12 protein-coding genes are annotated in these 12,278 nt (G+C 65.4%); 10 read left to right on the top strand and 2 right to left on the bottom strand.

Translation table 11 applies throughout. The features are described from left to right. Positions 1-96: 96 nt before the first annotated feature. Positions 97-489: a hypothetical protein gene (locus ML401_RS01360; RefSeq protein WP_259218387.1), complete on the top strand. Its 393-nt coding sequence runs from the start codon at positions 97-99 to the stop codon at positions 487-489. 68 nt (positions 490-557) lie between these two features. On the opposite strand, the gene ML401_RS01365 is transcribed toward ML401_RS01360, so the two are convergent. After that, positions 558-1,613: a polysaccharide deacetylase family protein gene (locus ML401_RS01365; RefSeq protein WP_211415148.1), complete on the bottom strand. Its 1,056-nt coding sequence runs from the start codon at positions 1,611-1,613 to the stop codon at positions 558-560. Positions 1,614-1,866: 253 nt separating this feature from the next. Here ML401_RS01365 and ML401_RS01370 point away from each other — a divergent pair, with 253 nt between their 5' ends. Then, positions 1,867-2,190 (top strand): hypothetical protein, encoded by a 324-nt coding sequence (locus ML401_RS01370; RefSeq protein WP_285809269.1) that lies wholly within the window; start codon positions 1,867-1,869, stop codon positions 2,188-2,190. A 165-nt stretch (positions 2,191-2,355) separates the two neighbouring features. After that, positions 2,356-2,571 carry a cysteine rich repeat-containing protein gene (locus tag ML401_RS01375; protein ID WP_194405339.1) on the top strand — a complete coding sequence of 72 codons (216 nt, stop codon included), beginning with the start codon at positions 2,356-2,358 and terminating at the stop codon, positions 2,569-2,571. Positions 2,572-2,618: 47 nt separating this feature from the next. Here the strand turns inward: ML401_RS01375 and ML401_RS01380 are convergent, their stop codons facing one another. After that, complete coding sequence (locus tag ML401_RS01380) at positions 2,619-4,307, bottom strand: MFS transporter (protein WP_285809270.1); 1,689 nt, start codon at positions 4,305-4,307, stop codon at positions 2,619-2,621. A 137-nt stretch (positions 4,308-4,444) separates the two neighbouring features. Here ML401_RS01380 and ML401_RS01385 point away from each other — a divergent pair, with 137 nt between their 5' ends. The 7 genes from ML401_RS01385 (at position 4,445) to ML401_RS01415 (ending at position 12,228) form a co-directional block, all read left to right on the top strand. Next, the gene (locus ML401_RS01385) at positions 4,445-5,815 is read left to right on the top strand and encodes a hydrolase (RefSeq protein WP_285809272.1); all 1,371 of its coding nucleotides are present in this window, start codon (positions 4,445-4,447) and stop codon (positions 5,813-5,815) included. A 33-nt stretch (positions 5,816-5,848) separates the two neighbouring features. Next, complete coding sequence (locus ML401_RS01390) at positions 5,849-7,219, top strand: cytochrome P450 (protein WP_211415144.1); 1,371 nt, start codon at positions 5,849-5,851, stop codon at positions 7,217-7,219. 51 nt (positions 7,220-7,270) lie between these two features. After that, the gene (locus ML401_RS01395) at positions 7,271-8,680 is read left to right on the top strand and encodes an adenylate/guanylate cyclase domain-containing protein (RefSeq protein WP_211415143.1); all 1,410 of its coding nucleotides are present in this window, start codon (positions 7,271-7,273) and stop codon (positions 8,678-8,680) included. Positions 8,681-8,857: 177 nt separating this feature from the next. After that, positions 8,858-9,346 carry a TerB family tellurite resistance protein gene (locus ML401_RS01400; protein WP_285809275.1) on the top strand — a complete coding sequence of 163 codons (489 nt, stop codon included), beginning with the start codon at positions 8,858-8,860 and terminating at the stop codon, positions 9,344-9,346. Positions 9,347-9,574: 228 nt separating this feature from the next. Beyond that, positions 9,575-10,354, top strand: coding sequence for an SDR family oxidoreductase (locus ML401_RS01405; RefSeq protein WP_285809277.1), 780 nt, complete (start codon positions 9,575-9,577; stop codon positions 10,352-10,354). Between the two features lie 122 nt (positions 10,355-10,476). Then, positions 10,477-11,277, top strand: a complete 801-nt coding sequence (locus ML401_RS01410) for a glutamine amidotransferase (protein ID WP_285809279.1) — start codon at positions 10,477-10,479, stop codon at positions 11,275-11,277. A gap of 138 nt (positions 11,278-11,415) precedes the next feature. After that, complete coding sequence (locus ML401_RS01415; RefSeq protein ID WP_285809281.1) at positions 11,416-12,228, top strand: enoyl-CoA hydratase; 813 nt, start codon at positions 11,416-11,418, stop codon at positions 12,226-12,228. The last annotated feature ends 50 nt before the right edge of the window (positions 12,229-12,278 follow it).

Here is a 12,278-nt window from a genome sequence, read left to right on the forward strand (position 1 = left end):
GTTCGAAATTGTGCCGCGATTGTGTGAGGCCAATCACGTAACCCCACGCGCATCCCCCGTAATGTCCCGGTCACGCCAACACGGGGAGACTTTCTCATGCGCAAGATCATTCTGGTTGCCGCCATGGTCCTGACCGCCGCATCCGCCCAGGCGGACGGCTCCCGCAGCCTGTCGCTGTCAGCGTCAGGCGCTCAGGCACCGGCTCCGCTGACCACGCCGACGTCGGCGACTACGGCACAAGTGAGCGAGCCAGCGCCGGCCACCGAGGCGCCGAAATATTCCGACCGTCCGCCGGCCGTGTCGCTCTCCGCGCCGCCGGCCACCACGGTCGCACCTGCGGCGGCCGCGCCTGCCACCACCGCGGCGCCGGCCACGACGGCCAAGCCCGCCACCAGGAAGACCGCAAGGGCGGACAAGCCGAAGCCCAAGCGCAGCTGGACCGAGCGCCGCATCATCAGCGAGCTGCACCGCCACGGCATCTATTGGTAAGCCGCTCGCTCAAAGCAAATGGCCGGGCAAAAGCCCGGCCATGCGCATTCCCGCCTTGGTGGTCGCGTTTACTGCGAGACCGTCTGCACCACGCTCGAGATCGGACGCGTATTCGTGCTCGCGGTCGGCACCTTCATGTCCTTCATGATCGCTTCGTCATATTCCGGCAGCGTCTGCAGCGGCGTCTTGGCTTTCATCTGCACGACCTTGTAGCCGCCGGCCTTCAGCCGCGCGAGCAGCGTCGGCAGGGCGATGCCGGTGTTCTTCTGGAAATCGTGCATCAGAACGATGCCCTTGCCGAGCTTGTCCAGCCGCGTCATCACCGTCTCGACGATCTTCTCCGGCGTGGCGCCCTTGCGGAAGTCGAAGGAGTCCACGTCGGTCGAGAACATCGCGACGTTGCGGGTGCCGAAATAGCTCACGATCGCCGGATTATGCTGCAGCTGCGGGAAGCGGAAGAACGGCGCAGGGTTGGCACCGAGCGCGAATTTCACCGCGCTGATGCCCTTCTCGACCTCGTCCTTGGCCATCTGCTCGGTCATCTTCTTGCCGTTCAGATTGACGTGCGACCAGGTGTGCGTGCCGACCGTATGGCCCTGGGCCAGCACCTGGCGCAGGATTTCCGGATGATAGGTCGCGTGCTTGCCGACCGAGAAGAACAGGCCCTTGGTGCATTCATCCGCGAGCGCCTTCAGCACATTCGGCGTGTTCACGGGCCAGGGACCGTCGTCGAAGGTCAGCACGACTTCCTTCTCGGTGAGGAAGTCGAACTGCTTGAAATGATCGAAGCCGAAGCCGGGGCCGCCGGTGGTGTCGATCTCGACAACGCGGGAGACGCCCAGCGCATTCGGATTGGCGCAGGCCTGCTTCGGCTGCACCGGCATGACGGGAGCGGGCGCAGGCGCCTGGGCCATCGCCGCCGGCTTGGCCGCAACCGTCGCAGTGGTCTCGACGTCATCCCTGGCGGCGAGCTTCGCCGGCGCCGGCAACGGATCGGCGGCACGGGCGGCAATTGTCTTGGGAGCGCCCTGATCGGCGCGCGCGGAATAATAAAACCAACCGCCGGCGGCGATCACGACCGCCGCAACTACACTGGCCAGCATCAGGCCCAACGCATTACGCATCGCTACTCTTTCCAATTACGCAACCAAACCTGCGGAATTTCCCGCGCGACGAGCCATTAATGCGAAGTAACAGTTAACGTGACACCAACACGACGGCGGTTGTGGAGGAATTTCAGGGCGGTGCGCCAATGTGACTGAGATCACAGTCGGGGTGGGGCGCGTGACTGTCATCACAGTAGAAACTGTTTTGCTGGAGCATCGTAGTTCCCATCAACAACGGGCGCCGTTGCGACGGCGCCAATGGGAGCCTCAAATGACCAAGTCTTCTAACATCAAGTCTTCTGACACCAAGTCCTTCTCTGCCAATATCCGCGACACCAGCCTGGCTCTGGGCTTTGCCGCCATCGTCTCTCTGATCTCGACGACCTCGAGCTTCGCCTTCTCGGCCGAGGCGCAGCAGATGTGCACCGGCGATGCCTTCCGCCTGTGCTCGTCGGAAATCCCCAACATCCCGAAGATCACGGCGTGCATGATGAAGCATCGCTCGGACCTGAGCGCCGGCTGCCGCGCGGTGATGGACAAGGATCTCGCCAAGGGCGCCTCGCGCAAGGTCGCTGACGCCCAGGACAGTCAGTAACAGCGCACGACCACATCGTCGTGTGATCAGCTCCCTTCGCGATGTGCCCCGGCGTCAAGCCGGGGCCACGCGGCGGCGCAGCTCCTGCTCGCAATAAAGCGTTGCAGGTGTGGGATCATCGCACTAGCTTCCCCGCACGTCCTTCCGGGCAAGAGGCATTACGCGATGACCAGATTTCTTTTCGTTATTTCTCTGCTCCTGTGCGCATCGAGCGCCTCCGCCCAACAGCAGCCCGGCCATGATGCCTGCGCGCGCGATGTCTCGCGCTTCTGCCGTGCCGTGATGAACAATGGCGATGGCGCCGTGCTCGCCTGCCTGAAGCAGAACCGCACGAAGCTGAGCAAAGGCTGCGACAAGGTGCTGACCGAGCACGGGCAGTGATGCCATTCCGGGCTCGCGCCTGACGGCGCGCCCCGGAATGACGACGTCTACGTGCTGCTTCCCGCCGCGGTCGCGACCACCGGCAGCACCTCGGCGCTGGCGCGGTCCGGCGTGTCTTCCTTCCAGCGCACCGAACCGAACGGGCGCTCCAGCATGCGGCGGATCCGCACCGGCTCGGGGCCGATGTGAAAGGCGATCGCCTCCTGGTGCAGCGCGCGTTCGCTCTGGGTCGAGCGGTTGCGCTGGCGCAGATAGTCGAACCAGGTCGGGCAGTGGTAGCGCTCCGTCCACAATTCAGGATCGGCGATGTCGCGGGCGATCGACCAGCCATAGGCGCCGTTGCGCTGGCGGGAGAGCTGCACGTCCTGCATCACGTTGTGGAAGGCGCGCGCGTTGTCCTGCGCGACGCGATATTCGATCTCGACCACCAACGGGCCGCTGCGCCCGGTCAGGGACAGCTTCACCTCGGGGTCGGCGAGCACGTCGGCATCCTCGTTGCGGGCACCGACGCGCGGCATCGTCAGCCAAAGCCCGAGCAGCGGCGAGATCAGCATCAGGCCAGCCGCGGTCAGCAGCGCGACCTCGACACCGGCATAGTCGGTGAGATGGCCCCAGCCCCAGGCGCCGATGGCGATGCCGCCGGAAATCGAGGCCTGGAACGCCGCGAGCGAGCGGCCGGCGACCCAGCGCGGCGCCGAAAGCTGCACGCCGATATTGAACAGTGTAATCGCAGCCATCCAGACCGCGCCGGCCAGCACCAGCGCAGCCGCCGTCAGCACCGGCTCCGTACTGAGGGCGAGCGCAGCCATCGCGAACGCCATCGAGATGGTGCAGGCGCGGATCGCGGCCTCGCCGCTCATGCGCTTGCGCAATTCGTGGATGTTGAGCGCGCCGATCACGGCGCCCATGCCGAAGGCGCCGAGCATGATGCCGTAGGTCTGCGCGCCGCCATGCAGCAGGTCGCGCGCGACCAGCGGCATCAGCGCCATGATGGCGCCGCCGATCAGGCCCATCACCAGTGTGCGCAACAGCACGATCTTGATCGGCGGCGAATTGGTGATGTAGCGGAAGCCCGACACCATGGCCCGGTTGAGCTTTTCGCGCGGCAGCCGGGAGGGCTCGGTGCTGCGCCGCCAGAGCAGGAGCACCACCAGCAGCGGCAGATAAAGGATCGCGTTGCAGGCGAAGGCCGCGACAGCGCCGAGGGCGGCGACGATGACGCCGCCGACCGCGGGACCGAAGCTGCGCGCGATGTTGTAGCTGATGCCGTTCAGCGCGACGGCCGAAGGCAGCGCATCGGGCGGCACCTGCTCGCTGACCGAAGATTGCCATGCCGGGCCGAACAGCGCGTTGCCGCTGCCGACCACGAAGCAGAAGGCCAGCAGCAATTCGGGGCTGATCAGGTTGAGGCCGGCCAGCACGGTGAGCGCGCTTGCGCCGATCAAAGCAATCATCAACGAGACCAGCGTGACGATGCGCCGGTCATACATGTCGGCGATGGCGCCGGCCGGCATCGAGATCAGCATGATCGGCAGCATCAGGGCGGTCTGCACCAGCGCAACCTGGTCGGCCGATGCCGCCATCTGCGTCATCGCCCAGGCCGCGCCCACGCCCTGGATCAGCAGGCCGAGATTGGAGAGCAGGCTGGCGAGCCAGATGCGCCGGAACACGGTGTAGCGCAGCGGCGCGGTGATGCCGTCGGCGGCCATTTTCTGACGGTTTGGCTGCTCGGTCATATCCCCTTCCATATGGGCTGGCAGAACGGGTTTCGGGCGATTCCGGCAATTTCTTTGATGCCTGCGAAAGTCCTTCGCTGTCCAGTGGTTAGGCCGCTATAAGCGGTGCAAAGAGGCGGTTTGCCGGGGAGGAACAGATGAAGCTGTCACGACGGACGATCTTGCTGGGGGCTGGCAGCTTGCCCTTCGCAACTGCGAGCTTGCGGACCGGGGCATTCGCCCAGGCCGCGCCGGCTACGCCGGGCAATGAGGTGCCGCCGATCCTGTTCGTGCACGGCAATGGCGACTACGACGCGCTCTGGATGACCACGCTGTGGCGGATGGAATCCAACGGCGTCGCGCGCGATCGCATGATGGCGATCAATTTCACCGATCCCAATGCGCGTACCGACGACAAGGTCGAGCAGGCGAACCGCTCCTCAACCGAGGACCAGCGTCGCGAGCTCTCGGCTGCCATCGCCGAGCTGAAGCGCCGGACCGGCGCGGCGCGTGTCGCACTGGTCGGCAGCTCGCGCGGCGGCAATGCGATCCGCAACGTCATCAAGAACGGCGGTGCCGCCGATGTCAGCCACGCCGTTTTGTGCGGCACGCCCAATCACGGCGTGTTCGCAACCGACGATCAGCAGAACAACGAGTTCAACGGCCGCGGCCCATTTCTGCGCGGCCTGAACGAGGGCGAGAGCGAGGTGACGCCGGGCGTCGCCTTCCTGACGCTGCGCAGCGACGGCATGGACAAATATGCCCAGGCCGACGGCCGTTTCATCGGCAAGCCCGGCACGCCGACCGGCGTCACCAATGAAGGGCCGGAGCTGAAGGGCGCAACCAACCTCGTGCTTGGTGCGCTCGACCATCGCGAGGTGGCGTTCCACCCGAGGGCGTTCCGCGAGATCTACAAGTTCATTGCCGGCCGCGAGCCCGCGCGCATCGCGATCCTGCCGGAAGCCAATGTGAAGTTGAGCGGCTTGGTCACGGGTACGCCCGGCGGCGTGTCGACCAACCGTCCGGTCGCGGGTGCAACCGTCGATGTCTTCCGCGTCGATCCTGATACCGGTGAGCGCAAGGACGGCGCAGTGTACAGCGCGCAGACTGGCGCCGACGGCCGATGGGGCCCCGCGCCGGTCGATCCCTCCTGGTCGCTCGAATTCGTGCTGACGTCGCCTGGCGCGCCGATCACGCACATCTATCGCTCGCCGTTCCCGCGCTCCTCCGACGTCGTCCATTTGCGCGCCGCACGGCCGCTCGGGCCGGCCGACAAGGACGCCGGCGCGGTCGTCATCATGTCGCGGCCGCGCGGCTATTTCGGCCTGCCGCGGGACGTGGTTCTATTCGACGGAAAGCAGCCGGCCGACGTCAAGCCGGGCGTGCCGACGGATTCGGCGGCAACATTGCGGCTTGCGGCCGGCGAGGTTGGACGTAACATCGTGGCTCAATTCGGCGAAGAACGGATTGTGGCGCGGGCCTGGCCCGCTTCCGAGAACAGGATTGCGATTGCCGAGCTGACTTATTAGCTGTTGCCTGCGTCACATCAGCGGGAGAGAGCCATGAATATCGCCAGCGTGCGTCGGCCCATCATCCCTCCGGCTCCCCCGCGTGCGCCCGACGACATGTCGTTCTTCGGCCGGCTTGCCGTGATCCGGCAGAACATGATCGCGACCTGGGGACAGCGCGCCTATGAGGAAGACGTCATCAAGGGCCGCTTCTTCCTCCGCAACAGCTTCATCCTGAACCAACCGGACGCGATCCGGCATGTCCTGCTGACCAACTACGAGAACTATACGCGCACGCCGGCGGGCATTCGCATGCTGCGTCCCGTGCTGGGTGATGGCCTTCTGATCGCGGAAGGCCATTCCTGGACGTTCCAGCGCCGCACCCTCGCGCCGGCCTTCACGCCGCGCGCCACCGCCAATCTCGTTCCGCACATGACGGCGGTGCTCGACGAGACCATCGCCAAGCTGGATGCGCGCACGGGCGAAGACCTCGACCTGCGCGAGATCATGCAGCGCATGACGCTGGAGATCGCCGGGCGCACGATGTTCTCGTTCGGCATGGACCGGCATGGCGCGACCTTGCGCAATTTCATCATGGAATATGCCGCGCGGTTAGGGCGCCCGTATCTCCTCGACATGGTTCTGCCGGTGTCGTGGCCGAGCCCGATGGATCTTGCCCGCGCCCGTTTCCGCAAGCGCTGGACCGAGTTCGTCGCCATGCTGATCGCCGAGCGGCGCGCGGCCGGCAAAAAGGATGGCGCGCCGCCGCGGGACCTGTTCGATCTCATGGACGCGGCGCGTGATCCTGAAACCGGCAAGGGCTTTTCCGACGAGCAGCTCGTCGACGAGGTCGCGACCATGATCCTTGCGGGTCACGAGACCACGGCGACGGCGCTGTTCTGGGCGCTCTATCTGCTCGCGCTCGATCCGGACACGCAGGAGGAGATCGCCTCCGAAGCGCGCGGCGAGCATCTCGACAGCATCGCCGACATCGACCGGCAGAAATTCACCCGCGCGGTGATCGATGAGACCATGCGGCTCTATCCGCCGGCGTTCCTGGTCGCGCGTGCCGCGCGCGAGAAGGACAATGCGGCCGGAATAGAGATCGGCAAGGGCGACATCATCATGATCGCGCCCTGGCTGCTGCACCGGCACGAGAAGCTGTGGGATCAGCCGAACGCGTTCATTCCAAAGCGCTTCATGTCGGCGGAGGCGCCCGACCGCTTCGCTTATCTGCCGTTCGGCGCGGGTCCGCGCGTCTGCATCGGCGCACCGTTCGCGCAAGCCGAATCCGTGCTGGCGCTGGCCCGGCTGATCGGTGCGTTCCGTGTCGAACTCGCCGATCAGGCCGATCCCGTGATCCCGCTCGGCGTGGTCACGACCCAGCCGGACCATTCGCCCATGTTCCGCATCACGCGTCGGTGACGGGTCTCTCGTCTGGCCGATGGCGCGGTCCACCCTAGATAGAGTCTCGCCATGAGCGACATCCAGGCCCAGTTCTCAGTTCTGAAGCAGACCGCCGACGCGAAGGTGGTCGATGCGATCGTGCGCCTCATCGAGCATGGCGAGGATCACGAGCTCAACCGCGTCAATGTCCTCGATTTCTCGACGGCGCACGGTCTCGACGAAGAGCACGCGATCTCCGCCTTCCTGCATTCGGCGCGGCTCGGGCTGTTCGATCTCGGCTGGAACGTGCTGTGCCCGGGGTGCGGCGGCGTGCTCGGCGCGCATTCGACGCTGAAGGCGCTCAAGCCCGACGACTATCATTGCGCCCTCTGCGCCTGCGGCTACAAGGCCTCCGTCGACGACCAGGTCGAGGTCTCCTTCACGGTGAACCCGCGTGTCCGCCGAATCGCGGCCCATGACCCCGATACGCTTCCGGTCTGGGACTATTTCAAGCAGGTGTTCTGGAGCTCCGGCGTCGACTTCAACAAGGAATCCTTCGCGGCGCTGGCCAACGAGGTGACGCTGGATACGATGGAGCTGCCGGCGGGCGAGAAGGCGACCATGTCGCTGCAGCTGCCCAATGACTTCGTCATCATCTTCGAGCCGGTGACGCACGCCGCTCATTTCATCGACGTGCAGGGCGAGCCGACCAGGGACCGTCAGCAGCTCGCCATCATGTACAATAAGGTGCAGGCCCCGACCGGGACCACGACCATGCGGCCCGGTCCGCTGCGGCTGTCGCTGGAGAACCAGGCCGGCGTGCGCGTGCTGCCGTCGGTGTTCATCGCGGCCGAGGCGCTTCACCACCTCATCGGCAAGCGCAAGCCGTTCCTCACCGCCAAGCGGATGCTGTCGAACCAGACCTTCCGCGATGTTTTCAAGGCGGACAATCTCAGTCTCGATCAGCGGCTCCAGATCACCTCGCTGACCTTCCTGTTCACCGATCTGAAGGGCTCGACTGCGCTCTATGAGCGGGTCGGCGATCTCGCCGCCTTCGACCTCGTGCGCGCGCATTTTCATGCGCTGCTCGAGATCATCTCCTCCGAGAAGGGCGCGGTGGTGAAGACCATCGGCGATGCCGTGATGGCGACCTTCGTCAGACCCGAGCACGCCATCGTCGCAGGCTTGCGGATGCGCGCGGCCATGGACGAGCTCAACAAGCAGCGCGGCACCGACGATCTCATCGTCAAGATCGGCATCCATGAAGGCCCGTGCCTCGCGGTGATGCTCAACGAGCGGCAGGATTATTTCGGCCAGACCGTCAATATCGCCGCCCGCGTGCAGAGCCTGTCGACCGCGCAGGAGATCCACATCACCGGCCCGGTGCTGGACGCGCCCGCGGTTGCCGAGGTGCTGAAGCAGCGCGAGATCACGCCGATCCAGAAACAGGCGGCGCTGCGCGGCATCGCCGACAAGATGGTGGTGTACGAGATTCCTTGAGCTTTGGATCGTCATTCCGGATTCGCGCTTTACGCGCCCCGGAATGGCAGCGCCCATATTGCCGAAACGTAATCCGGCGCGCGGAACTGACGCACGTTGCGCCGGTTGAGTTTGCTGCTCATATAATGCTGGTAACAGCCGCGCTCCCCGCGGCGGCATCGATTTCGGTAGGACCTTATGCTCGACGGCCTGCGCCAATTCATCGCCGACATTGTCGCTCCCCACGACCAGAGCCGCAGCTTCGGCGACAGCGATTACCGGCTGGCGGCCACGGCGCTGCTGGTCCATGTGGTCTCGCTGGACGGCCAGCCGACGGCGGCCGAGCGGCGCAAGCTGCACAGCCTGATCGAAAGCCATTTTGGGCTCGATCACGGCACAGCGGATCGCCTGATCGCGGACGCCACCGAGGTCGAGGGCGAGGCGGTGGACCTCTATCACTTCACCAGTGTGATCATGCGCTCGCTCGACGAAGAGGGTCGCAAGCGCATCGTCCGGATGATGTGGGAGCTGGTCTATGCCGACGGCCAGGTCAGCGAGTTCGAGGACAACGTCGTCTGGCGCGCCTCCGATCTGCTCGGGATTTCCCAGCGCGACCGGATCGAATTGAAGCATTTCGTTGCGGAGCGCGTCGGCGGTCAGGTGAAGAATGGCGCCGTCGGCGGCTGACCCGTCCCGCACGGCGGATGGCCTGACCTGCGAACCACATGACGAAACTTTAATGTAATCGCCGGCCGTCCCCGTTCTGGCGGATTCGCCAGCAAATCCCTGTCCTTCCTGCTCCCCTGTCGCCCGCTCAAGCCGCCATTCCGCCAACGCCGCTTGCCTGTCGCGCACGGCTTATGCTCTCGTTCAGCCATTGCGGGGCCAAAGACTTCAATTCAAGAGACTTCGATCGTGATTGAGCGGGTAACGTTGATCACCGGTGCCTCGGCGGGCATAGGCACGGAGCTGGCGCGCGTATTTGCCGCCAACGGACATCGCCTGGCATTGACGGCGCGGCGGGCGGATCGATTGGAGGCGCTCGCGAGCGAACTCGTTGCCAAGGGCGGCAAGAAGCCGATCGTGATCGCCTGCGATCTCGAGGCCCCGGATGCCGGAGAGAAGATCGCTGCAAGGCTCGCCGCCGAAGGCGTCGAGCTCGATCACCTCGTCAACAATGCCGGCTTCGGCGTGTTCGGCGATGCCATCGAGCGCGATCGCGACGAGCAGATCGGGATCGTCGATGTCAACGTGCGGGCCCTGACGGATTTGTCGCTTCGCTTTGCCGATCAGCTCATCAGGAACAAGGGTGGTCTGCTCAATGTCGGGTCGGTCGCGGGCTTCCTGCCCGGCCCCGGCATGGCCGTCTATTATGCCTCCAAGGCCTACGTAATATCTTTCACCGAAGCGCTGCGGGCGGAGCTCGCGCCGCGCGGCGTTCGCGTCACCGTGCTTTGCCCGGGCCCCGTGCCCACCGAATTCCAGGCGCGCGCCGGTGTCGGGTCGCAGCACGATACGGCCCTTCTCAATGTGTCTGCAGCCGATGTCGCGCAGGAGGCCTATCGTGGCCTGATGGCCAATAAACGGGCAGTGCTGCCCGGTCTGGGCATCAAGATCGTGCCGTTTGCGCTGCGCTTCTTCCCGCGGGGCTTCATCCTGGCCGCCACCAGTCGGTTCCAGAGGCAGAGGCGCTGAGAGCCCCCGGTGTCCGTATTGGCCCGGAGCTTGCTTCCTCTTCGGTGTGTGCGCGAACTCACACGAAATTAACGATCGCTTAGTTATGCTGGCGGTCTGAACCAATAGCTTTCGCAAGGGCAATGTCGTTCCGGACGGACAGGTTTGGTGGCGCAGAGGTGGTGCCCTTCCCGCGAAGGGCGCCTGGCGCGGCTGCCTCTGATTCGGCGAGCGGCCTGCCGGTTCTCATTATCCTGCATCAGGAATCCTCGACCCCGGGCCGGGTCGGCAATGCGCTCCGCGCGCTGGGCCATCGCCTCGACATCCGCCGTCCCCGCTTCGGCGATCCCCTGCCCGAGACGCTCGACCAACATGCCGGCGCCGTGGTTTTCGGCGGTCCGATGAGCGCCAATGATTCCGACGACTACATTCGCCGCGAGATCGACTGGATCGAAATTCCGCTGCGCGAGCAGCGGCCGTTCCTCGGCATCTGCCTTGGAGCCCAGATGCTCGCGATGCAGCTCGGGGCGCGCGTCGCGCCGCATGCCGATGGGCTGACCCAGATCGGCTATTACCCGATCCGCCCCACAGCCGCGGGCCACGCGCTCTGCCCGGCCTGGCCGGCGCAGGTCTATCACTGGCATCGCGAGGGGTTCGAGCTGCCTGTCGGCGCCGAGCTGCTGGCGGAAGGCGATGATTTTCCGGTGCAGGCGTTCCGCGCCGGCAATGCCTTCGGCGTGCAGTTTCATCCCGATGTGACCTACGCAATGATGCATCGCTGGACCACGCGGGGCTATGACGGCTTCAGCGCGCCCGGTGCGCGGCAGCGGCATCATCATTTCGCGGATCGTGCAGTGTACGATGCCGCAGAGCGCGCCTGGCTCGATCATTTCATCGACGGCTGGCTGGCGCGCCGGCCCGTGCTGGCGCAAGCCGCCGAGTAACCCGCGCCTTGCCGCGAGTTCTTCGCGCAAGTCCTTGGCGCAGGTCCTTGGCGCAAGTCGCTGCCTCCATCCTTGATATGCTAGGCTCTCCGCCAACGCGCGCGCCCCAATGCGTGCCGGCGAACAAGGGAGAGCGCCATGGCCTACGAGCACATTCTCTACGACGTCAGCGACAAGATCGCGACCATCACGCTCAACCGCCCTGATCGCATGAACGCGTGGACGCCAACCATGGAGCGCGACGTGCGTCACGCGATGGAAGCGTCAAGCGCCGACGACAATGTTCGCGTCATCATCCTCACCGGCGCGGGCCGCGCGTTTTGCGCCGGCGCGGATATGGATGCTTTGAAGGGGCTCGACCCCGACGACGTCAGGCGTGCGTCGAACCTGCCGCCCTTCGACATGAACCGCCGGCCGGACTGGCAGACGCGCTATGGCTTCTATCCGTCGATCAAGAAGCCGGTCATCGCCATGCTCAATGGCGCTACCGCCGGCATCGGCCTCGTCCACGCGCTCTATTGCGACCTGCGCTTTGCCGCCGACAACACGGTGTTCACCACGGCCTTCGCGCGGCGCGGATTGATTGCCGAGCACGGTATCAGCTGGATGCTGCCGCGCATCGTTGGTCATGCCAACGCGATGGATCTGTTGCTCTCGGCGCGGCGCGTGTCGAGCGAGGAAGCCTTTCGGATCGGGCTGGTCAACCGGCTCTGCGCGCCCGACCAACTGCGCGAGGAGACCTACGCCTATGCCCGCGATCTCGCCGATTTCGTCTCGCCGAGTGCGATGGCCGTGATCAAGCGGCAGCTCTACGAGGTGCCGTTCCAGTCGCTGGCCGAGGCAACGATCGAAGCCAACCGCGAGATGATGGTGGCGCTGGCCGGCAGCGATTTCCGGGAGGGGGTGGCGAGCTTCATGGAGAAGCGGCCGCCGCGGTTTACGGGGAGGTAAGGGGAGATCGAGAGAGCCCGGCTTCGACCTGCGGGCTACGCCGCGGCAGC

The organism is Bradyrhizobium sp. 62B (assembly GCF_030272265.2).
Lineage (GTDB): Bacteria > Pseudomonadota > Alphaproteobacteria > Rhizobiales > Xanthobacteraceae > Bradyrhizobium.

Coding starts and splice junctions, on each gene's coding strand:
- ML401_RS01360 (WP_259218387.1), top strand. CDS start 97: ATGCGCAAGATCATTCTGGTTGCCGCCATGGTCCTGACCGCCGCATCC.
- ML401_RS01365 (WP_211415148.1), bottom strand. CDS start 1,613: ATGCGTAATGCGTTGGGCCTGATGCTGGCCAGTGTAGTTGCGGCGGTC.
- ML401_RS01370 (WP_285809269.1), top strand. CDS start 1,867: ATGACCAAGTCTTCTAACATCAAGTCTTCTGACACCAAGTCCTTCTCT.
- ML401_RS01375 (WP_194405339.1), top strand. CDS start 2,356: ATGACCAGATTTCTTTTCGTTATTTCTCTGCTCCTGTGCGCATCGAGC.
- ML401_RS01380 (WP_285809270.1), bottom strand. CDS start 4,307: ATGACCGAGCAGCCAAACCGTCAGAAAATGGCCGCCGACGGCATCACC.
- ML401_RS01385 (WP_285809272.1), top strand. CDS start 4,445: ATGAAGCTGTCACGACGGACGATCTTGCTGGGGGCTGGCAGCTTGCCC.
- ML401_RS01390 (WP_211415144.1), top strand. CDS start 5,849: ATGAATATCGCCAGCGTGCGTCGGCCCATCATCCCTCCGGCTCCCCCG.
- ML401_RS01395 (WP_211415143.1), top strand. CDS start 7,271: ATGAGCGACATCCAGGCCCAGTTCTCAGTTCTGAAGCAGACCGCCGAC.
- ML401_RS01400 (WP_285809275.1), top strand. CDS start 8,858: ATGCTCGACGGCCTGCGCCAATTCATCGCCGACATTGTCGCTCCCCAC.
- ML401_RS01410 (WP_285809279.1), top strand. CDS start 10,477: ATGTCGTTCCGGACGGACAGGTTTGGTGGCGCAGAGGTGGTGCCCTTC.
- ML401_RS01415 (WP_285809281.1), top strand. CDS start 11,416: ATGGCCTACGAGCACATTCTCTACGACGTCAGCGACAAGATCGCGACC.